We start from the raw sequence: 20,961 nt of genomic DNA on the forward strand, positions 1-20,961 counted from the left end.
CAATATACCAGTACACCAATTACCTATTTAACCATATACTAGCTCTATATCTTAGCTCTTCTACATTATCACTAGCAAATAGCTTTATAGTAGTGCTATTTTTAGAAGTTAAGTTATATTCTTCCTTTAAAAGAGAAACAATTGCCTGACCTGAGTGGATTAACTTAGCATTTGGAAAGTGTTTCTTAAATGATTTTGATAAAAAAGGATAGTGAGTACATCCAAGGATAATTATATCAACTAAATTTTTTTCTATATTTCCAAAATATAACTCAAATACATCATCAACAATCTTTCCATCAACTATTCCCTCTTCAACTAATGGAACAAAAAGAGGAGTTGGAATTGAAACAATATTTTTAAAACCTTTTTTAGATAAAAATTTTTGATATTTTCCTGAACTTATCGTGCGTTTTGTGCCTATAAGCAAAATATTTGAATTTTTATTTTCATTCTCAATTGCTTTGACTCCTGCTTCTATCACACCTACTACTGGAAACCCTGCTTCTTTTTTGAGATCATCAATTGCAACAGAACTAGCAGAGTTACACGCAACAACTAAAAAATCAATATCAAAATTTTTCAAAAACTCAAGCGCTTCAAGCGAGTATCTAATAATTGTACTTTCATTTTTATTACCATATGGTACTCTTGCCGTATCACCAAAATAAATTACTTCATCAAAAAGTTTAGCCTGTATTATCTCTTTTGCAACACTAATACCACCTATTCCGCTATCAAATACTCCACATCTATTCATTAATTGCGCTTAAAAATTCCTTATTGTTTTTAGTTTTTAACATTTTTGAATAAATAAGTTTAAGTGCTTCAATCTCATCCATTTCACTTACAATGTTTCTAATAGCCCAAACTTTAGCAAGTTCTTCTGGTGTTAGTAGTAATTCTTCTTTTCTTGTTCCAGATTTTAGTAAATCAATTGCTGGATAAATTCTTCTATCTGCAATTCTTCGGCTAAGTACTGCTTCCATATTTCCTGTTCCCTTGAACTCTTCAAAAATAACCTCATCCATTTTAGACCCAGTATCAATAAGTGCTGTTGCAATAATAGTAAGACTACCCCCCTCTTCTATATTTCTAGCTGCACCAAAAAATCTTTTTGGCTTATGCAAAGCATTTGCATCAACCCCACCACTAAGCACCTTTCCACTTGCAGGTGTTACTGCATTATAGGCACGAGCAAGTCTAGTGATTGAATCAAGTAAAATTACAACATCTTTACCCATCTCAACCATTCTTTTAGCTTTTTCAATTACAAGTTCAGCAACTCTTACGTGATTTTGAGCAGGCTTATCAAATGTTGAAGAATATACCTCTCCTTTTACACTTCTTTGCATATCTGTAACTTCTTCTGGTCTTTCATCAACCAAAAGTACCATAAGCTCTACTTCTGGATGATTTTGAGTAATTCCATGAGCTATTTCTTTTAAAAATACAGTTTTACCACTTCTTGGAGGTGCAACTATAAGTCCTCTTTGTCCTTTTCCAATAGGAGCAAACAAATCAAGCACACGACCTGTAAGCTTTGTTGGGTCATATTCAAGCTTTAACTTCTCATTTGGATATAGAGGAGTTAAATTATCAAAAAGAGGTCTTTTTTTAGCTTCTTCAGGAGGTAAGTAATTTACTGCTTCAATTTTTAAAAGTGCATAATATTTTTCTTGATCTTTTGGAGGCCTAACTTGCCCTGTTACTATATCACCAGTACGAAGAGCAAATCTTCTAATTTGAGTTTGAGAAACATATACATCATTTACTGAGTTTTCGAAGTTTCCACCGATACTTCTTAAAAATCCATATCCATCTGGCATTATTTCAAGGATACCTGTAAATAATAAATATCCACCTTGTTGTACTTGAGCTTTTAAAATCTCAAACATTAGATCTTGTCTTTTAAATTCTTGAGGATTTTCAACTCCAAGTTTTTTTGCAATTTCTATAAGTTCATCAGTCGGCATTTTGCGAAGTTCTTCAACAGTATAGCCTTCTACTGGTATATGTGTTCTTTGTTTTTTTGGCTCTTCGTTATTATGATTTTGAGCAGAATTTTCAATTTCATTAACTTTTATTTCTTTTTCCATATGATTTTATCCTTTGTGAAGATTGAAGTGTAGTAGTTTAATGCGATTTTATTTAAATAAATTTTTTTTGTCAAGAGTGTCAATAATTGATAATGAAAAGTTGAGAGTTAGTTCCAAGTAACCAAGTTCCAAGTCCTAAGTAATACCATAAATTGATATAATAATAAAAAATTTATTGGAGAAAATATGGAAATAATAGCTGATAAGATTACTCGGCTAGATATTTTTTTAAGTGAAAAATTACAGGAAAATAGAAGTCAAATAGAAAACTTAATAAAAAAAGGTTTTGTAAAAGTAAATGGAAAAATAGCTAAAAAAGGAGGAATTAAACTAAAAGGAAAAGAAACAATTGAAATAACTTTTCCAAAAATCCAAGAAAAAGAGACAAAAGAAGCTAATTTTGAAGTGCCTATTCTTTATGAAGATGAAGATATTTTAGTTATTAATAAACCTCCAGGAATTGTAGTACATCCAGCTCCAAGTGTAAAAGAGCCTACTCTTGTTGACTGGCTAAAACAGAATGGTTTTACTCTCTCAAATATTGCAGGAGAAGAAAGATTTGGAATAGTCCATAGAATAGACAAAGAAACAAGTGGAGCGCTTGTAATTGCTAAAAATAACAAAGCTCATGAATTTTTAAGTAACCAATTAAAAGATAAATCAATGGGTAGATATTATTTAATGCTTTTAAATAAACCTTTAAAAGAAGCAAAATGTGTAAATAAACCTATTGCAAGAAATCCAAAAAATAGATTAAAAATGGCTATAGTAAATGGGGGAAAAGAAGCAAAAACCCTTTTTGTACCAATTTTCGAAAACCTTACAGCTGCAAAGCTTTTTACAGGTAGAACCCATCAAATAAGAGTACATTTAACAAATCTTGGTAGATACATTATAGGTGATAAAACATATGGGAAAAAAAATCAAAATATTAAAAGGGTAATGCTTCATGCAAGAGAAATTTATTTAACTCACCCAAATGGAAAAAAACTTAGTATAATAGCACCACTATTTGATGACTTCAAACAATTAATTCCAAAAGGAAATGCATATGAAAAAATTAATAATCTCAGTAATTTTTTTAGTTTTTATAACGGGATGTGTAACTAATATAAATAAACCTGCTCCAAAATCAAACCCAAATCTACCAGTAGTTAAAGAATTTAAAGCATACCCTGATAGAAATGCAATGGCACTTTTTTGGAATCCAGTAACTCAAATGAGTGGCTATTATATTCAAAGATATAATCCAAAAACACATAAATGGAACCAAATTGCTACTATAAAAGACCCTTTTAAATCCATTTACGTTGATACTGATTTAAAACCAAATACCATTTATAAGTATAGAATAGCAACATTTGATAAAAAAGGCACTCCTTCTCTTGCAGTTGAAACAACTCAAAACACGTTACCAAAACTCTCTCCCGTAATTCCACTTGAAGCAAAACCCATAAAAAAAGGAGCTGTTAAAATAGTATTTAGACCTCACATGAATGAAAGAGTAAAAGAATATGAAATTGAAAGATTTAATGATAAAAAAGCAAAGTGGGAAAAAATAGCTACTTTAAGCCCTAGATTAAATGTTGAATATATAGATACTGGACTTAAAGATGGAAAAATTTATAAATATAGAATAATTGCAAAAAGCTTTGATAATATAAAATCTTTCCCTTCAAAAACAATTACTGTTTCAACTTATCCAAAACCATCAGTAGTTTTAAATGTAAAAGCAAGTGTAAACTTACCAAAAGAAATTAAAATTACATACTCTCCAGTTCAAGGAGCTGCTTTTTATAAAATTTATAGAAGCAATAGCGCAGATGGATTTTTTACTTTTATAGCAAAAACAAATGATACTTTTTATGTAGATAAAATAAATAAAGATGGAGTTACAAAATATTACAAAGTCACAGCTGTATCAAAATATTCAACTGAATCTTTATTAAATGATACACCTGCAGTAATGGGGCAAACTTTACAAGCACCTGCAACTCCTATAATTTCAACAAATCTAAATGGCAATAAAATAGAATTTATATTTACTTCTCCTGATAATAGAGCAGTAAAATATTTAATTGTAAAAATTGAAAAGAATGGATTATTTAATAAAAAAGAAAAAAAATACGTAACCAATAAAAATAACTTTACAGATACAATAAATCCAAAAAAATCTTATGAGTTTTACATTTACGAAATAGATAAATATGGACTTATCTCAAAAACTCCAGCAAAAATAGAAGTAGGAGAATAAATGCCTCACATTGTGATTGACAAAATAAAAGATTTTTCTTACCCTCAAAAAATAGAAGATGTAGAATTTTTATTTAAAGCAGAAAATTTAGTAGGAGTAAAAACAGATAGTGCAAAATTTTTAATTAAGATTATAAAAAAAGAAAATGGCTTCCTTGTTAAATACGATAAAATAACTAGGCCAATAATAAGCGAAATAAAAAAAGCCTATCTAGCATTTGTAAAACTAAACGAAGCTAATATAATATTTGAAAATATTAAAGGTATAAAAGAAAAATTACCAAATAAAAATTTACTAAATATTGAAGATGATTTGAGTGCTATTGATATAGTAGAAGTCGGGTTTGGAAGTGGTAGGCATTTAGTTTATCTTGCAAAAGAAAATAGAGATAAAATAATCTTAGGGATTGAAATTCACAAACCTTCAATCGAACAAGTACTAAAAAGAATAGAACATGAAAAAATAACAAATATAAGAATTTTAAATCATGATGCAAGAATAATTCTTAGCAAAATCCCATCAAATAGACTTAGTGCAATCTATGTCCATTTTCCTGTACCTTGGGATAAAAAACCCCATAGAAGAGTTATTAATAAAGATTTCATATCTGAATCAATAAGAACTTTAAAGCAAAATGGTTTCTTACATCTAAGGACTGATAGTGATAACTATTTCGAATATTCATTAAATGAATTTTTATCATTTAATAAAACTGAATTAAAAGTTAAAAAAAATATGCCATACATTGTTTCTAGCAAATATGAAGACAGATGGAAAAAACTAAATAAAGACATCTATGATATTTATATGATAAATCATCAAATTTCTAAAGAATTAGTAGAAAATTTTGATTTTTCTTTTGAAAAGAGACTTAAGGGTTTAGACTTTACACCAAAAGTTTATGATAATTTTGTAATTCATATTGAAAAAATTTTTAAAATTGATAGTGAAAAAGAACTAATTAGACTAACCCTTGGTAATTTTAATAGACCAGAACACGTATATATTTTAAATAAAGAAGTACCAGAATATTTTAAAGCCCCAGCTCCTATAAAAGAGAACTACTTAGCTCATCTAGAATTAAAAAGGCTATTTAATGGCATTAGTAAAAGCGAATAACTTAAAAATTGGTTACAATAAACAATATATTATTCACGATTCCACTTTTACTATAAATGAGGGAGATTTTGTTTTTCTAACAGGAATAAGTGGAAGTGGTAAAACTACTCTTATTCGCTCAATGTATGGAGAAATAAAGCCTGAGGGAAATTTATATATAGGACCTTATAACTTAAGTACTATTTCAAAATCAGCTTTAGCAAAACTTAGAAAAAGACTCGGTATTGTATTTCAAGATTACAAACTTATACCTGAATGGAATATTTTAAGGAATGTAATGCTTCCTCTTTTTATTATGGGATTTGATAAAAAAGAATCAGAAAAAAGAGCATTAGAATTACTTAAAAAAGTAAAACTCTCTCATAAACTAGATAAATATCCAGCAGAATTAAGTGGTGGAGAGCAACAAAGAGCTGCAATTGCAAGAGCAATTATTCATAATCCTGCAATGATTTTAGCAGATGAGCCTATTTCAGGACTTGACGAATATTCAGCTTCTCTTGTTATGGATCTATTTATAATGGCAAATAAGCTTGGAATAACTATATTAATAGCATCTCATTCTTTACCAAATGAGTTTAATATTCAATATAGACATATACACATAGAAAAAGGTAAAGTTTATGAACTATCTTAAAAGCCATATCACACTTATTTTAGCTTTAATTTCTATACTTCTTAGCATATATCTTTTTAGGGTGTTTACCCAAGTTTTGAAATTATATGAAAAAAATATAGTAAACAACTACTCAATAGTAATTGTATCATCATCAAAAATAGAAAGTATAAGTTTACCTGAAATTGCAGGAATTGAAGAAATAAACATACAAAAACAAATAAATCAACTAAAAGAAAAATATAAAAATATAGATTTTGAAAAAATAACAATACCCTATTTTTATAAATTAAAACTAAATTATTTACCAAGTCCCAAAGAACTTAAAAAATTAAAAGAAAAACTTTTAGAAAAAGCATATATAAAAAGAGTATTAACCCACTCAAGTGCTCAAACAAAAATTTACAATCTTTTAATGCTTTTAAAGATTATTACAAAAACATTTATGATAATTACTGGTGTTTTAGGATTTTTGTTAATTGTAAAACAGTTAGAAGTCTGGAAGTTGTCTCATAGCGAAAGAATGTACATAATGGAACTATTTGGAGCACCTTTTTGGCTAAAGGGTGCAGCTTTATTTAAAATTGCTATAATTGATTCATTTATTGCAATAATTTCAACAATGATAATAATATATTCTTTAACAAACTCAGCTCTTTATCAAAAAATAATAACTGAACTTAATATTAACTTTTCAGTAAGTTTTCTTGAAGAATTTATAATTTTATTTGTTGTTTCATTTTCTATATCGTTAATTTCATCAATTCTGGTAGTAATATCTAAAAATAATTGAAAATATTAAAAATTAAAAAAAGTAAAAATTTATGGAGATTTTTTTAACATATTAATTAAGCAAGGAATTTTCAAGTGAAATTTATTAGTATAGCTCTTATTTTAACATTGTTGTTTAGTTCTTCAATAAAAAAAGAGTTAAAACAAACAAAAATAGTTATTTCAAAAATGAATGAAAAAATGGATTTACTTGCAAAAGAAATAGTTTATAAACAACAAAATTTAAAAAAACTATCTCTTAAAATAAACGAATTAAATATTGAAATTCAAAAACTTCAACAAAAACTCAAAAACTCAAATCAAACTTTAAATGAATTAACAGATTTAAAAAGAGGACACTTAACACAATTAAAAGAAATACAAAATGAAATAAATGATTTTTTATCAACAAATTATTATTTAAATACTCAAGAAATTGATAATATTAATGATTTAATTTATAATGAACTTAATCAAAAAATACTAAAAGTTTATTCTCAAAAAATAAACAAACTAATAAATAAAAAAGAAAATTTAGAAAATAAAATTTCTATAACTAATAAAAAAATAGAAGAAATAAAAATCAAACAAAATACTTTAAAAGTGAAAAAAAACGAACTTTTGAGTTTGCTCAAAAAAAGAAAAAAAGAGTTAAATTCACTTGAATCAAAAAAAAGAGAATATAAAAGAAAACTACTTGCTCTTATAAATAAACAAAAAAAATTACAAAAAAAACTAGCTTCTCTTTTAATTATAAAAAGGGCTCAAAAACCAACTACTTTCACATACAAAGGAATGAAAACAATAGCCCCTCTTAGAGGAAAAGTTATTAAAAAATTTGGAAGTTATATTGACCCAATTTATAAAATTAAAATTTATAATGATTCAATTACTATAAAACCTTTTATAAAAAATGCAACAGTAAGAAGCATAATGCCAGGTCGTGTAGTTTACATAGGAGAAAATGGAGGTAAAAAAATTATAGTAATAAAACATAAAAACAATATTTTTAGTATATATGCAAACCTTAGTAAAGTATCACCTCTTCTAAAAAAAGGATCTTTTGTAAAAAGAGGTCAAATAATTGCAAGAGTAAAAGACAGTCTTGAATTTGAAGTTACATATAAAGAAAAACCTATTAACCCTTTAAAGGTAATTTCTCTTCAATAATTTGGTAAAATACTATTTTAAAAAGGGTCTAGATGAAGAGAAAAGAAAATAGAATATTAATTAAATTTTCAGGTGAAGCACTTGCAGGTGAAAATAGTTTTGGGATCGACCCTAAAACTCTAGAATATCTTGCAGATGAAATAAAATCAGTAGTAGAATATGGATATGAAGTATCAATAGTAATTGGCGGTGGTAATTTCATAAGAGGTGTAAGTGCTACAAAAGATGGAATTATTAAACGTACATCAGCAGATTATATGGGAATGCTAGCAACTGTTATTAATGCAGTTGCAATGCAAGAAGCTCTTGAAAATTACGGTCTTGCCGTTAGAGTCCAAAGTGCTATAAAAATGGAAGAGATCGCAGAAAACTTTATAGTAAGACGAGCAGTAAGACACTTAGAAAAAGGTAGAGTAGTTATATTTGCAGCAGGTACTGGAAACCCTTTTTTTACTACTGATACTGCTGGAGTGCTTAGAGCTAGTGAAATTTGTGCAAACGTTATTATAAAAGCTACTAAAGTTGATGGAATTTATGATAAAGACCCAAATAAATATCCTGATGCAAAACTATTAAAAGAACTCTCTTATGAAGAAGCTCTAAAAGATAATATAAAGGTAATGGATGACACAGCAATAGCGTTAGCTAAAGAAAATAAACTGCCTATAATAGTATGTAATATGTTTAACAAAGGAAACTTACTTAAAATTTTAAAAAATGCCCCTGATGCAAAATTTTCAATAGTAAAGGAGAAATAATGAGAATAGAACAAGTAAATGCAAAAGCTCTTGAGAGAGTAAATTATGACAGATATCTTTTATCACAAGCAGTGGCTAGAAGAGTAAATGAACTATTAAACGGCTCAAAACCTTTAATTGATTTGCCTAAAAAAAATATGCAACTAACTGAGATCGCAATCTTAGAAATTGCAGAAGGTTTAATTAAGGTAAAAGAGATTTGAAAAACGAACTTTCACAATTAATCAATAAAATAAACAATATAAAAACCATAGAAGAAGCTTCTTCTTTGCTTCTATCAAATGTAAATACCCCTAAAATACAAGAAGCCCTTGATTTTGCCATAAAAGCTCACGCGGGGCAAAAAAGAAAAAGTGGTGAAGACTATGTAATACACCCTATTTTAGTAGCAACTATTACTAGTTTTTTTAATGACAGTGAAGATGTAATTACAGCAGCTATTTTACATGATATAGTAGAAGACACTCCTTATACTATAGACTATATAAAAGATACATTTGGAGACGAAGTTGCAAATTTAGTAGAAGGTCTAACTAAAATTGTGGAAATTAGAGATAATTCTTTAGTACCTTCACACTCAAATGAAAAACTTGCCAAATCAGCTCTTACATTTAGAAAAATGCTTATAAGTTCAATAAATGATATAAGAGTTTTAGTTATCAAACTTTGCGATAGACTGCACAATATGTTAACTCTTAATGCTCTTTCTTCTCATAAACAAAAAAGAATAGCAGAAGAAACTCTTGTAGTATACTCTCCTATTGCACACAGACTTGGAATTGCTACTATTAAAAACATTTTAGAAGATTTAGCATTTAAATATCTTTTGCCAGAGGAGTATAAAAAAATAGATGAATATATAAAAGCAAATAAAGAAAAATTTCATTCAAAAATGAACTCATTTATTCAGAAAATAGAAAAAATAATGCTAGAAGTTGGATTTGAAGAAAAAGAGTTTGAAATAAAAAGCAGAATAAAACACTACTATTCTATTTTTCTTAAAATGCAAAGAAAAGGTATTTCAATTGAAGAAGTTTTAGATTTGCTTGCAGTGAGAATCATTGTCAAAAAACCTATTGAATGTTATAAAACTCTTGGAATTGTGCATTTAAATTTTAGACCACTTATTAGTAGATTTAAAGATTATATTGCAATTCCAAAAGAAAATGGATATCAAACAATTCATACAACTGTATATGATAAAAATTCAATTATTGAAGTTCAAATTAGAACCTTTGATATGGACAAAAATGCTGAATTTGGTATTGCAGCTCACTGGAAATATAAATTAGATACTGCTATGCCAAATACAAAATGGCTTGAAGATATGAAGTTTGATGAAAATGTAGAGGATTTTTACGAACTTGCAAAAAATGATCTTTTTAGTGAAGATATTGTAGTATATTCTCCTAAGTTTGATACATTCACTCTACCTCTTAATGCAACAGCTCTTGACTTTGCATATGCTATTCATAGTGATATTGGCAATAAAGCAATAGCAGCATATGTAAATAAAGAAAAAGTCTCTCTACTTCATCACTTAAAAACAGGAGATATAGTTAGAATTGAAACTGGAGATAAAGAAATTCCAAGATGTAGCTGGCTTAATGCCCTAAAAACTTCTAAAGCAAAATATGAGCAAAAAAGACTATGTCGTCAAAAAGAAAAAGAAATTAATAGAAAATTAGCAATTGCAATTCTTAAAGGTATATTTGATTTAAACACATTTAAAGTAAGAGCTCTACTTAAAACAAATAGTTTATGCAATATAGTCCCAAAAATAGTAGAAGACAAAGCATTTTTAAAAGAAACTGTAAAAAAAATTTATCAGACAATAAGAAAAAAGAATATACTTTATTTTAAAAATATAAAATTAAAAGAATATAATTTTGGAAATATAAGAGTTTTATCCAATAAACCTGTACAAGATATCAGATTTCACTATTGTTGTCATCCAAAAGTTGGAGATAAAATTTTAGGGCTTCTTGATAAAAAAGAAGTTGAAATTCATCATAGATTTTGTAATAATGCGGAAAATAAAATTGACAAAGCAGTTTTTGTTGAGTGGATTGAAAATTCTCAAAATAGATTTTTTTTAGTAGTCACCTTGCCTAATAAAAAAGGTGAGCTTGCTAAATTTGTAAATTTTTTAACTAAAAATGATATTTTTATCCATTCAATTGAACTTGGAAAAGAGTCAAACAATTGTAAAATGGAAATTGAATTTTCTAAAAATAAATATGACTATATAAAAAATAAAATCAAAAAAGAGTACAATATAATAGAGTTTATACCAAAAAAGGATGCTTATAATGGCTAATGGAAAACTAAAGTCACCAATCAAATGAAAAGAATTCGAAAAACTTAGAAGGGAGAATAATGAATAAAATTAAAGAAGCTATAGAAGAAATCAAAAGAGGAAGTAGTGAAATTATTGGCCTTGAGAGAATTGAAGAATTAGTAAAAAAGTTTTTTGAGACAGGAGAAAGATTTACTATAAAAGCCGGGTTTGACCCAACTGCTCCAGATCTTCATTTAGGTCATACAGTTTTACTTCAAAAATTAAAAACTTTTCAAAAATATGGTGCAAGAGTTCAATTTCTTATAGGTGATTTTACAGCTCAAATAGGTGACCCTACAGGAAAAAGTGCAACGCGTAAAATGTTAACTCCAGAAGTTGTAGCTAAAAATGCTAAAACTTATGAGACCCAAGTATTTAAAATATTAGACCCAGAACTTACTGATGTAGTATTTAATTCGAAATGGCTAAATGATCTAGGAGCTGCTGGAATAGTAGAACTTACTACAACCTATACAGTTGCAAGAATGCTAGAGAGAGATGATTTTGAAAAAAGATTTAAATCAAATACTCCTATAGCTATTAGTGAATTTATATATCCTTTGCTTCAAGGATATGATAGTGTAGCTCTTAAAAGTGATATAGAAATTGGTGGGACTGACCAAAAATTTAATCTACTTATGGGAAGACACCTTCAAAAAGTTTATAATATAGGAAAAGAACAAAGCATAATTATGATGCCTTTACTTGTAGGTCTTGATGGTGTTAATAAAATGAGCAAATCTCTTGGAAATTATATTGGAATTACAGAAGATGCTAATACTATTTTTGCTAAAGTGTTGTCAATTAGCGATGAATTGATGTGGGATTGGTATGAACTTTTGAGCGATAAAAGTTTAGAAGAGATTAAAAAATTAAAAGAAGAAGTAAAAAACGGTCGCAATCCAAAAGAAGTCAAAGAACTTCTTGCAATTGAAATTGTTGATAGATTCTGTGGAAGTGGTGCTGGCAAACTTGCTAAAGAATATTTTGATAAAGTTCATAAACAAAACCAAATTCCAGATGATATACCTGAATTTGAAATTAACCCTATGGGTATAGTTGATGCCCTGACTTTTACAAAACTTGCTAACTCAAAAAGTGAAGCAAGACGTCATATTAAAGGTGGGGCTGTTAGAATAAATCAAGAAAAAATTTCATCTCAAGATATTAATCTTGAAAGTGGTAAAACATATATTTTACAAATAGGAAAAAGAAAATTTGCAAAAGTGAAGGTAAAATAATGAAACCTCTAAAAATTGGAAAGCACATAATTAAGTATCCAATAATCCAAGGTGGAATGGGACTTGGTATAAGTTGGGATAAGTTAGCTGGAAATGTAAGTAAAGAAGGAGCTCTAGGCGTTATCAGTGCAGTTGGTACAGGCTATTATGAAAATAAAAAATATGCTAAACATTTAGTAGAAGGGAAACCTTTAAGCGAAAAAGATTTCTATTCACGTGAAGCTCTTTTTAAAATTTTTGAAAATGCAAGAAAAATTTGTGGTAATGCTCCACTTGGAGTAAATATTTTATATGCAATTAATGATTATGGAAGAGTTGTAAGAGATGCCTGCGAGGCAGGAGCTGATATAATCATAACAGGTGCCGGTCTTCCTATGGATATGCCAGAATTTGCTAAAGATTTTCCTGATGTTGCACTTGTGCCAATTGTTTCTACTGGCAGGGCCTTTAAGTTAATTGCAAAAAGATGGGAAAAAAGATATAAAAAACTGCCGGATGCAGTTATAGTTGAAGGCCCACTTAGTGGTGGCCATCAGGGATTTAAATATGAAGAATGTTTTAAAGAAGAAAACCAACTTGAAAATTTAATTCCTGATGTAAGAGAGGAAGTTGATAAATGGGATAAAAATATTCCTGTAATTGCAGCTGGTGGAATTTGGTCTCGTGAAGATATATTAAAGTTTCTATCCCTTGGTGCAGATGGTGTACAAATGGGAACTAGATTTGCCCTAACTTACGAATGTGATGCAAGTGATAAATGGAAAGAAGTTTTATTAAATGCAAAAAAAGAAGACATTATACTTATGAAATCACCTGTAGGATATCCTGCTCGTGGTATTAGAACAAAACTTATCGAAAAAGTAGAAAAAAAAGAAGCTCCAAAAATCAAATGTATTTCAAACTGTGTATCTCCTTGTAATAGAGGTGAAGAGGCAAAAAAAGTTGGATATTGTATTGCAGACAGACTTGCCGATGGATATTTAGGAAATGAAGAATATGGTCTATTTTTTAGTGGAGCTTATGCATATAAAGCTGATAAACTAATACATGTAAAAGACTTAATAAAAGAATTAACCGGCGAATGAAAAAATTTATCGCTCTTCTTTTTTTTGTCTTTGCTTTTGCTTGCAATACAAGCTCATACAACACGGCATATCAAGATTATTATAAATATCAACAAATATATATTGACTCATTACTAGATAACAATATTCAAAAACAAAAAAAAGCATTAAAAGAATTAATTGAATGTGGGAAATATCTAAATTTTGATATAAAAACTTACGAACAAAAATACTACAAGCTTATAAAAAAAAATCACAAAAAAAACAGTTCAAAAACTAGCAATATTTTTAAAAAATATATAAGAATACATTCTACCAATCCTCTAAAAATCACACTTCCTACAAATAAAATAAAACATTTTAAAATAAAGAAAAAAAATTCATTTAAAGAAGTAATAGATATACCTAATGCAATTACTCCAAAGTTTGTAAAAAAGAAAATTGGTAACATAACCTTAAGAATAGCTCAATTTAATAAAAACACTGTAAGAATAGTATATAGTTCTAACAAACCATTTTACTTCAAATATAAAATTATAAAAAATAAATTATTCGTTGAACTTTCAAAAAAACAAACTATAAAAACGGTTAATTTTAAAAAATCAGTTAAAAGAAAAATTATAGTAATAGACCCAGGGCATGGTGGAAAAGATGCAGGAGGAATTGGTATTGGTAGAAGATACGAAAAATATGCTGTACTCTCAGTTGCAAAAAAACTAAAAAAAGAACTTCAAAAAAGAGGTTTTACAGTTTATCTAACTAGATCAAAAGATGTTTTTATTCCTCTAAAAAAAAGAACTCATTTTGCAAATATAAAAAAAGCTGATCTTTTTATTTCTCTTCATTGCAATATTGCACCAAGGCACTTAAGAACTCCTAGAGGAATTGAAACATACTTTCTATCTCCTACAAGAAACGAAAGAGCAATAGAAGTTGCTAGGACAGAAAATAAAGAAATAAAAGGACTTAATTATCTAGACCAAAGAGTAATTTTAAATTTTTTAAACAAAGATAGAATAATTGATTCAAATAAACTAGCAATTGATATACAAAAAGGAATGTTAAGAGAAATTAGAAAAAGATATAAAGTTAGAGATGGTGGAGTTAGACCTGCTCCTTTTTGGGTATTAGTTGGTACTCAAATGCCAGCAATTTTAATAGAAATGGGATATCTTACAAACCCGATAGAAGCAAAAAGACTTTTTAATGACGATTATCAAAATAGAATTGCTAAAGGAATAGCAAAAGGAATTAAAGATTATTTTAGAAAAAATCCTTAATTAATAAGTTCAAACTCCTTTTTTTCAAAGTTGTAATTATAAACTTCTCCTGTTTCAATTATATAATACCATCCGTAAATATTAAGTTTTTTATTCTCAAAGGCTTCTTTTACAAATGGATAAGTAAGTAAATTTTGAATTTGCCTAACTACATTTAATTGCTCAATTTCCCACTCTCTTAGTTGTTCATCATTACTATCTACTTCATTTTTTAAGTCTTCAATAATACTTAACCATGACTTTACAATAGGAAGTTTTTCAAGTTTTTCTGGTGGATAAAAAAGAGCCTTTAATCCTCCACAATTACTATGCCCACATACTACTATATTTTCAACATTTAAAAATTTCACCGCATATTCAAGAGCAGATGCCGTACATTTATAAATTCCATCATTTAAATTACATGGAGGTACTGCATTTGCAATATTTCTAACTATAAAAAGTTCTCCTGGTAAAGCTTTCGTAATTAAATTTGGCACTATCCTGCTATCACTACATCCAATAAAAAATGTATGAGGCTTTTGTCCTTCTTTTAACTCTTTAAATAAATCTTTATGAACTTCAAAATCCTCCTTTTTAAAATTAACTACTCCATCAAATAAGTTTTTAGCCATTTTACATCCTTTCAAAAAGTTTTTCTAATACATTTAAAACATTTTTAATAGAATCTATTTTAACTCTCTCTCTTATTGAATGTGGGTTTTCTATAATAGGTCCATATGAAGCCATCTTAATTTCAGGAAATTTATTTTTTAAAACTGCACATTCAAGTCCTGCATGTATTACTTTAAGACTACTTCCACTAATTTCTCTGAGTAGCAAACTAAATTCATTCTCTTCTGGCTCCCAAGCAGGGTATTCTCCTTCAAATTTTACACTAGCACCTTTTGTTTTACTTAAAATATACTCTTTCACTTCTTTTAATTTTTCATTGCTATTAGCTCTAGCGCTTAAAACTACTTCAAATCCATCAATTAGTGCAAAATTAATGGATTTACTTGGGACTTTATATTTAAAATCAAACTCAAGTACTCCATGAGGAAGTTTTTTTAAAAAACTCAAATATTTATCATCATATACTTCAAATTCCTCATTTCCTTCAAAAATTTCTAAACTTTTTGCACTTACTGCAATAGTATTTCTTCTCTCCCCTCCTTTTAAAAAAGAAGTGTTTTTTATTCTTTTTAGTAACTCAACTATTGCATTTGGAATATTCTTATCAATATCAACTCCGCTATGTCCTCCTGGAAGTCCATTAATAATTAGCTCACCCTTAGTACCATATACTTTTTTTAAAGATTTTGGATAAGAAACTATTACATCTACTCCTCCAGCACACCCAATATAAATATTTTCATCTTCACTATCAAGATTTAAAAGATACTTACTCTCTATTAACAAATCTAACTGAGATGCTCCTATAAGTCCTATTTCTTCATCATTTGTAAATAAAAATTCAAAATCTCTCTTTTGAGAAATAAACATAAGCATAATAGCTACACCTATACCGTTATCTGCGCCAAGAGATGAATTTTTAGCCCTAAGCCAACCATTTTCTTCAATTATTTCAATATTCCTTGTTCCTACACACACCATATCATAATGGGATTGTAAACATAGTTTTGGATTATTAAGTTTTGCTAACACATTTCCAGCTTTATCAATTTGCACTTTATATCCAAAGTTTTTACACCAATCAACTATAAAATTTTTAAGCTCCTGAGTGTCTCCACTACAATGAGGTATTTTAGTGATTTTTTCAAAAATTCTTAAAACTTCTTTTAACTTACTCATATCTATTCCTTTGATATAATTTCATTAAAAAGAGCTCACATGAAAATAATTTTCTTTATCATATCACTTTTTTTTATAGGTTGTGTAAGTAAAGAGGGGATTTCTTACAAATATTACCCAGAATGTGAAGAAAATTATGGACTTTATGGAACTTATTATAAAGAATGTAAAGATTATATGATAAAGTTTAAAAAAAAGAAAAAAACAATATGTTTAGAATGCAATTAAAATATTGTTATTAGTATATTTGTTATTGGTTAATTGGTTTTTAATAAATTTGTAGTTTTGGAAAAGATAGAAAAAAAGGAAGATACAAAGAAAAGAAAAGACAAATGCTAGATTCAAAATTTTTGGTATTACTAATAACCAATAACAAATATACTAATCACCAATATACCAATACACAATGAAAGGTTAAGAATTGAAAATTGAAAATATTTTAAAAGAAAGACAAAAATGGTTTGAGTGGAAAAATATAAAACCAATATATGAAGAAGTAACCAAGTTTCAAGTTACAAGTTCTGAGTTTAAAATTGATGATATTATTGAAATAAAAACAGATGAAAAATTAAAACCTGAAATTGAAAATATTGCAAAAATGCTAAAACCTTGGCGTAAAGGCCCATTTAAAATCAATGATTTATTTATAGATAGTGAGTGGAAAAGCTATATAAAATGGGATCACCTAAAACCTCATCTAAATCTAGAAAATAAAGATATTTTAGATGTTGGATGTAATAATGGATACTATATGTTTAGAATGCTTGAAATGCACCCAAAAAGCATAACTGGATTTGATCCAAGTGCTTTATTTAATTTGCAGTTTGATTTTATTAATAAGTTTATAAAAAGTAATATTGAATACAAACTTTTAGGAGTTGAACATATTCCTTTGTTTGATAAAAAGTTTGATGTTATTTTTTGTATGGGAGTTTTATATCATAGACGTGATCCTATTAATATGTTAAAAGAGCTAAAGGCTGGATTAAATCGAGGCGGTGAAGTAATTCTTGATACACTAATAATTGAAGGGAATGATGATATTGCCTTGTGTCCTGTAAGATATGCAAAAATGAAAAATGTATACTTTATCCCTACTTTAAAAGCTTTATACAACTGGTGTGAAAAAGCCAAATTTAGCGATATTGAATTTATTGGAAAAAGATATACCTCAACTTACGAACAGCGAAAAACTGAATGGATTGATGGTGAAAGTTTAGATAGTTTTTTAAATAAAGATCAAACAAAAACTATTGAAGGGTATGACCCTCCTCTTAGAGCTTATTTAAAATTAAAATATTAGTTTTCTGGAGTTGCTTTAATCATATAATAATAAACCAATATTATAAATGCAAAAGTAGTAATAAATCCTGATGTTAAAATTAATCCATAATCCATTTTTTCTCCTTTTTTATCAGTTTATAGTAAAATTATACAAAAAAGGAATTAAATGTCAAAACATTTAACTCATACAAAAGATTTAACTAAAGAAGAAGTTTTAAAAATTTTCTCTCTAGCAAAAGAATATCTAGATGAGAAAAAAAGAGAGGACTTAAAAGGAAAACTAATTATTAATATCTTTTTTGAAAATTCAACCAGAACTAGAAGTAGTTTTGAAATAGCAGCAAAAAGATTAAGTGCTGATGTAGTAAATTTAGATGTTTCAAGAAGTTCAACATCAAAAGGTGAAACACTTTTTGATACAGCAGCGAATCTTGATGCAATGGGTCCTGATGCAATTGTAGTTAGACATAATCGTTCAGGAGTACCAAAAATTTTATCAAATTACGTAAAATGTTCTATTATTAATGCCGGTGATGGAGCTCATCAACATCCAACTCAAGGACTTCTTGATCTATTTACATTAATTCAAAGATGGGGCTCAGTTGAAGGCAAAAAAATTGCAATTGTTGGTGATATTAGAAATTCCCGTGTTGCAAATTCAGACATTGAACTTTTTACTCGTTTTGGTGCAAAAGTATTATTAGTTGCCCCTCCTCAATTTTTACCAAAAACTAATTTGCCTTCTACTCATAACATAAAAGAAGCAATAGATTTTGCGGATGCCATTATTAGTCTTAGAACCCAAACTGAAAGACATTCAAGTCCTACTTTCGCATCTCTTAAAGATTATGCAACAAATTTTCAAATTACAAAAGAATTAATTAAAGATAAAAATATTTTTATTATGCACCCAGGACCAGTTCATAGAAATATTGATATAAGCGATGAAGTTTTAGCTGATAAGAGATGTTTAGTACTTGAACAAGTTAAAAATGGTGTAGCTGTAAGAATGGCAATTCTTAAACATTTAATAGGCTAAATATGAAATTCTTTTTAATTGATTTTAATGGAAATATTTATATTGAAAATATAAAATCCTTAAAAGATATTTATTTTTCTTTTCCTTCTTTTTCATTGTTACCTAAAAACACTCAAAAGAAACCATGTAAAATAATTAAAAAAAAACCTATATCTTTTGAAGTTTATAAAAAAGCATTTAATAAAGTAATTGAAGAAATACAAAGTGGAAATACATACCTTCTTAATTTAACTTTTCCAAGCATTATTGAAACAAATTGCAATCTACTTGAAGTTTTTAACTCATCTCAAGCTCCTTTTAAACTGTATTTTAAAAACAAATTCGTATGCTTCTCCCCCGAGAGATTTGTAAAAATAAAAAATAATAAAATCTACACTTATCCTATGAAAGGTACAATTGATGCAAAAACTCTTAATGCAAAAGAAAAAATATTATCAAACCCAAAAGAAATGGCTGAACACACTATGGTTGTAGATTTACTTAGAAATGATTTAGGAATGATTGGAAAAAATGTAAAAGTAAATAAGTTTAGGTTCATTGATAAAATAAAAGCAGGTGAAAAAGAACTTTTGCAAGTTAGTAGCGAAATTGAAGCAACTCTCCCTAAGAATTGGCAAAAAAACTATCTAAATTTAATAATAAAAATGTTACCTGCTGGAAGCATTAGTGGCACACCAAAGAAAAAAACAGTGGAAATAATTAAAAAGGTTGAAGGGTATGATAGAGGATTTTATACAGGAATATTTGGAATTACAGATGAAAAAACATTTCTTGATAGTGCCGTTATTATTAGATATATTGAAAAGCCTACATCTAACACTCCAAACTCTAAATTTATTTACAAAAGTGGTGGTGGCATTACAATTGATAGTAATGTAAAAAAAGAATATGAAGAATTAATAAAAAAAGTTTATATTCCTATTTGAAAATTATGTGGTCTCTCCCTGCTTTTTTTGCTTTATATAATCTATTATCAGCTATTTTTATCATTTCAACCAGTGTATCACCCTCATCTGCAATTCCAGCAGAAAAAGTAAATTTATATCCATCTACTAACTTTAAAGCTTTTTTTATTTTTAGAATAATAATCAAGGCCTCTTCTTTTGAAGTATTTGGCATAAAAATTAAAAACTCTTCTCCTCCATACCTGACAACTATATCACTTTTTCTAATTTCCGCTTTTATAATTTTTGCAAAGCACCTTAAAACTTTATCTCCAAATAGATGTCCTTTTGTATCATTAATTTTTTTAAAAAAGTCTATATCAAGCATTGCTATGCATTTTTTCTCATATATATTGAAAAGTCCTTCAACTTTAGTTTGTAAAAACTCTCTATTATACATTTTTGTTAAAGGATCTATAATAGAAGACACTTTATATTTATGTAAATAATCATACATTGTTAAAAGATTATTTACTCTTGCTATTAACTCTTCTTTTTCAAAAGGCTTTCTAATAAAATCATTAGCCCCTCTTTTTATTACTTTTATAGTTTCATACTTTCCTTCAACTCCAGAAAAAGCTATAATAGGCAATTCTCCAAGTGATTTTTTAATTCTTACTTTTTTAATCAGTTCACTACCATCCATAGTTGGCATACTTAAATCTGTAAGCAGCATAAAAATCTCTTTATTTTCTAAAATTTTTAACGCATCCTTTCCATTTTCAGCTTCATAAACATTTAAATTTAAAAGTTCTAAGTATTTAGCAATTCTTTTTCTCTCAAAAGAAGAATCATCAACTAATAAAACAGATTTGCCTTCATTTTTTTGATACCTTTTTATAAGATTTAAAAGATAATAAATTGTAGAATTATCTTCCTTATAAACATAATCTATTACTTTTTCTATATATTTTTTTCTTACTTCTTCATTAAAATTTGCAGTTAGTATTATTATCTTTTTATCTTTATCAAGAAGATATTTTATATGCTCATCAGCTTTTGTATCCGGAAGATTATAATCAACTATAAATAAAGAAAATTTATCTAAATTTTTATCAAGAAGTTCTTTAAAAGAAGAAATACTTTTTATATCAGCAAACAAAAGATGCTTTTGTAAAACTTGAGTAATAGCTTTTGCATAAACTTTATTATCTTCTATCAATAAAATATCCAAATATACACCCTTT

General features: G+C 27.6%; 21 protein-coding genes. 16 read left to right on the plus strand and 5 right to left on the minus strand.

The features are described from left to right. Positions 1 to 19 precede the first annotated feature (19 nt). Both murI and rho read right to left on the minus strand, forming a co-directional pair. Positions 20 to 760 (minus strand): glutamate racemase, encoded by a 741-nt coding sequence (gene murI / locus ACYQ1U_RS04475; protein WP_459884769.1) that lies wholly within the window; start codon positions 758 to 760, stop codon positions 20 to 22. Further along, positions 753 to 2,099, minus strand: coding sequence for a transcription termination factor Rho (gene rho, locus ACYQ1U_RS04480; protein WP_459884771.1), 1,347 nt, complete (start codon positions 2,097 to 2,099; stop codon positions 753 to 755). The genes murI and rho overlap by 8 nt, the downstream gene beginning before the upstream one ends. Before the next feature lie 186 nt (positions 2,100 to 2,285). On the opposite strand from rho, the gene ACYQ1U_RS04485 reads away from it, so the two are divergent. The 12 genes from ACYQ1U_RS04485 (at position 2,286) to ACYQ1U_RS04540 (ending at position 14,713) form a co-directional block, all read left to right on the plus strand. Then, positions 2,286 to 3,209, plus strand: a complete 924-nt coding sequence (locus ACYQ1U_RS04485) for an RluA family pseudouridine synthase (RefSeq protein ID WP_459884773.1) — start codon at positions 2,286 to 2,288, stop codon at positions 3,207 to 3,209. Next, positions 3,151 to 4,353, plus strand: a complete 1,203-nt coding sequence (locus tag ACYQ1U_RS04490) for a hypothetical protein (protein WP_459884775.1) — start codon at positions 3,151 to 3,153, stop codon at positions 4,351 to 4,353. The genes ACYQ1U_RS04485 and ACYQ1U_RS04490 overlap by 59 nt, the downstream gene beginning before the upstream one ends. Then, positions 4,354 to 5,472: a tRNA (guanosine(46)-N7)-methyltransferase TrmB gene (gene trmB, locus ACYQ1U_RS04495; protein WP_459884777.1), complete on the plus strand. Its 1,119-nt coding sequence runs from the start codon at positions 4,354 to 4,356 to the stop codon at positions 5,470 to 5,472. Further along, positions 5,450 to 6,109 (plus strand): cell division ATP-binding protein FtsE, encoded by a 660-nt coding sequence (locus ACYQ1U_RS04500; RefSeq protein ID WP_459884779.1) that lies wholly within the window; start codon positions 5,450 to 5,452, stop codon positions 6,107 to 6,109. Before trmB ends, ACYQ1U_RS04500 begins: the two co-directional genes overlap by 23 nt. After that, positions 6,096 to 6,881 carry a hypothetical protein gene (locus ACYQ1U_RS04505; RefSeq protein ID WP_459884781.1) on the plus strand — a complete coding sequence of 262 codons (786 nt, stop codon included), beginning with the start codon at positions 6,096 to 6,098 and terminating at the stop codon, positions 6,879 to 6,881. The genes ACYQ1U_RS04500 and ACYQ1U_RS04505 overlap by 14 nt, the downstream gene beginning before the upstream one ends. A 74-nt stretch (positions 6,882 to 6,955) precedes the next feature. Beyond that, positions 6,956 to 8,029 carry a murein hydrolase activator EnvC family protein gene (locus ACYQ1U_RS04510; protein WP_459884783.1) on the plus strand — a complete coding sequence of 358 codons (1,074 nt, stop codon included), beginning with the start codon at positions 6,956 to 6,958 and terminating at the stop codon, positions 8,027 to 8,029. 32 nt (positions 8,030 to 8,061) lie between these two features. Next, positions 8,062 to 8,787 (plus strand): UMP kinase, encoded by a 726-nt coding sequence (pyrH, locus tag ACYQ1U_RS04515; RefSeq protein ID WP_459884785.1) that lies wholly within the window; start codon positions 8,062 to 8,064, stop codon positions 8,785 to 8,787. Further along, positions 8,787 to 8,990 carry a DNA-directed RNA polymerase subunit omega gene (locus ACYQ1U_RS04520; protein WP_459884787.1) on the plus strand — a complete coding sequence of 68 codons (204 nt, stop codon included), beginning with the start codon at positions 8,787 to 8,789 and terminating at the stop codon, positions 8,988 to 8,990. Before pyrH ends, ACYQ1U_RS04520 begins: the two co-directional genes overlap by 1 nt. Continuing rightward, positions 8,987 to 11,107 (plus strand): RelA/SpoT family protein, encoded by a 2,121-nt coding sequence (locus ACYQ1U_RS04525; RefSeq protein WP_459884789.1) that lies wholly within the window; start codon positions 8,987 to 8,989, stop codon positions 11,105 to 11,107. Before ACYQ1U_RS04520 ends, ACYQ1U_RS04525 begins: the two co-directional genes overlap by 4 nt. Before the next feature lie 56 nt (positions 11,108 to 11,163). Beyond that, entirely contained in the window at positions 11,164 to 12,369 is a 1,206-nt protein-coding gene (gene tyrS / locus ACYQ1U_RS04530; protein ID WP_459886392.1) for a tyrosine--tRNA ligase, read from the plus strand. Further along, positions 12,369 to 13,454 (plus strand): nitronate monooxygenase, encoded by a 1,086-nt coding sequence (locus ACYQ1U_RS04535; protein WP_459884792.1) that lies wholly within the window; start codon positions 12,369 to 12,371, stop codon positions 13,452 to 13,454. Before tyrS ends, ACYQ1U_RS04535 begins: the two co-directional genes overlap by 1 nt. Then, complete coding sequence (locus ACYQ1U_RS04540; protein ID WP_459884794.1) at positions 13,451 to 14,713, plus strand: N-acetylmuramoyl-L-alanine amidase; 1,263 nt, start codon at positions 13,451 to 13,453, stop codon at positions 14,711 to 14,713. The genes ACYQ1U_RS04535 and ACYQ1U_RS04540 overlap by 4 nt, the downstream gene beginning before the upstream one ends. On the opposite strand, the gene ACYQ1U_RS04545 is transcribed toward ACYQ1U_RS04540, so the two are convergent. Both ACYQ1U_RS04545 and ACYQ1U_RS04550 read right to left on the minus strand, forming a co-directional pair. Beyond that, a complete protein-coding gene (locus tag ACYQ1U_RS04545) occupies positions 14,710 to 15,327 on the minus strand; it encodes a carbonic anhydrase (RefSeq protein WP_459884796.1) in 618 nt (205 codons plus the stop codon). The two genes, ACYQ1U_RS04540 and ACYQ1U_RS04545, sit on opposite strands and share 4 nt — an antisense overlap. 1 nt (position 15,328) lies before the next feature. Further along, positions 15,329 to 16,507 carry a M20/M25/M40 family metallo-hydrolase gene (locus ACYQ1U_RS04550; RefSeq protein WP_459884798.1) on the minus strand — a complete coding sequence of 393 codons (1,179 nt, stop codon included), beginning with the start codon at positions 16,505 to 16,507 and terminating at the stop codon, positions 15,329 to 15,331. A gap of 39 nt (positions 16,508 to 16,546) precedes the next feature. On the opposite strand from ACYQ1U_RS04550, the gene ACYQ1U_RS04555 reads away from it, so the two are divergent. The 4 genes from ACYQ1U_RS04555 (at position 16,547) to ACYQ1U_RS04570 (ending at position 19,756) form a co-directional block, all read left to right on the plus strand. Then, on the plus strand, positions 16,547 to 16,735 hold the full coding sequence (locus tag ACYQ1U_RS04555; RefSeq protein WP_459884800.1) for a hypothetical protein: 189 nt from the start codon (positions 16,547 to 16,549) through the stop codon (positions 16,733 to 16,735). Between the two features lie 193 nt (positions 16,736 to 16,928). After that, a complete protein-coding gene (gene cmoB / locus ACYQ1U_RS04560; protein ID WP_459884802.1) occupies positions 16,929 to 17,810 on the plus strand; it encodes a tRNA 5-methoxyuridine(34)/uridine 5-oxyacetic acid(34) synthase CmoB in 882 nt (293 codons plus the stop codon). Between the two features lie 147 nt (positions 17,811 to 17,957). Continuing rightward, positions 17,958 to 18,830: an aspartate carbamoyltransferase catalytic subunit gene (locus ACYQ1U_RS04565; protein WP_459884804.1), complete on the plus strand. Its 873-nt coding sequence runs from the start codon at positions 17,958 to 17,960 to the stop codon at positions 18,828 to 18,830. Positions 18,831 to 18,832: 2 nt separating this feature from the next. Further along, on the plus strand, positions 18,833 to 19,756 hold the full coding sequence (locus tag ACYQ1U_RS04570) for an aminodeoxychorismate synthase component I (RefSeq protein WP_459884805.1): 924 nt from the start codon (positions 18,833 to 18,835) through the stop codon (positions 19,754 to 19,756). Here the strand turns inward: ACYQ1U_RS04570 and ACYQ1U_RS04575 are convergent. Continuing rightward, positions 19,749 to 20,948: a GGDEF domain-containing response regulator gene (locus ACYQ1U_RS04575; protein WP_459884808.1), complete on the minus strand. Its 1,200-nt coding sequence runs from the start codon at positions 20,946 to 20,948 to the stop codon at positions 19,749 to 19,751. The two genes, ACYQ1U_RS04570 and ACYQ1U_RS04575, sit on opposite strands and share 8 nt — an antisense overlap. Positions 20,949 to 20,961 lie beyond the last annotated feature (13 nt).

This window comes from Caminibacter profundus, assembly GCF_054657155.1.

What these genes read in the sequence shown, in the direction of transcription:
- ACYQ1U_RS04555 (WP_459884800.1), top strand. Translation starts at nt 16,547, where the DNA reads ATGAAAATAATTTTCTTTATCATATCACTTTTTTTTATAGGTTGTGTA.
- murI (WP_459884769.1), bottom strand. Translation starts at nt 760, where the DNA reads ATGAATAGATGTGGAGTATTTGATAGCGGAATAGGTGGTATTAGTGTT.
- ACYQ1U_RS04540 (WP_459884794.1), top strand. Translation starts at nt 13,451, where the DNA reads ATGAAAAAATTTATCGCTCTTCTTTTTTTTGTCTTTGCTTTTGCTTGC.
- ACYQ1U_RS04545 (WP_459884796.1), bottom strand. Translation starts at nt 15,327, where the DNA reads ATGGCTAAAAACTTATTTGATGGAGTAGTTAATTTTAAAAAGGAGGAT.
- ACYQ1U_RS04505 (WP_459884781.1), top strand. Translation starts at nt 6,096, where the DNA reads ATGAACTATCTTAAAAGCCATATCACACTTATTTTAGCTTTAATTTCT.
- ACYQ1U_RS04550 (WP_459884798.1), bottom strand. Translation starts at nt 16,507, where the DNA reads ATGAGTAAGTTAAAAGAAGTTTTAAGAATTTTTGAAAAAATCACTAAA.
- ACYQ1U_RS04520 (WP_459884787.1), top strand. Translation starts at nt 8,787, where the DNA reads ATGAGAATAGAACAAGTAAATGCAAAAGCTCTTGAGAGAGTAAATTAT.
- ACYQ1U_RS04485 (WP_459884773.1), top strand. Translation starts at nt 2,286, where the DNA reads ATGGAAATAATAGCTGATAAGATTACTCGGCTAGATATTTTTTTAAGT.
- ACYQ1U_RS04500 (WP_459884779.1), top strand. Translation starts at nt 5,450, where the DNA reads ATGGCATTAGTAAAAGCGAATAACTTAAAAATTGGTTACAATAAACAA.
- rho (WP_459884771.1), bottom strand. Translation starts at nt 2,099, where the DNA reads ATGGAAAAAGAAATAAAAGTTAATGAAATTGAAAATTCTGCTCAAAAT.
- ACYQ1U_RS04565 (WP_459884804.1), top strand. Translation starts at nt 17,958, where the DNA reads ATGTCAAAACATTTAACTCATACAAAAGATTTAACTAAAGAAGAAGTT.
- ACYQ1U_RS04570 (WP_459884805.1), top strand. Translation starts at nt 18,833, where the DNA reads ATGAAATTCTTTTTAATTGATTTTAATGGAAATATTTATATTGAAAAT.
- ACYQ1U_RS04490 (WP_459884775.1), top strand. Translation starts at nt 3,151, where the DNA reads ATGAAAAAATTAATAATCTCAGTAATTTTTTTAGTTTTTATAACGGGA.
- pyrH (WP_459884785.1), top strand. Translation starts at nt 8,062, where the DNA reads ATGAAGAGAAAAGAAAATAGAATATTAATTAAATTTTCAGGTGAAGCA.
- ACYQ1U_RS04535 (WP_459884792.1), top strand. Translation starts at nt 12,369, where the DNA reads ATGAAACCTCTAAAAATTGGAAAGCACATAATTAAGTATCCAATAATC.
- trmB (WP_459884777.1), top strand. Translation starts at nt 4,354, where the DNA reads ATGCCTCACATTGTGATTGACAAAATAAAAGATTTTTCTTACCCTCAA.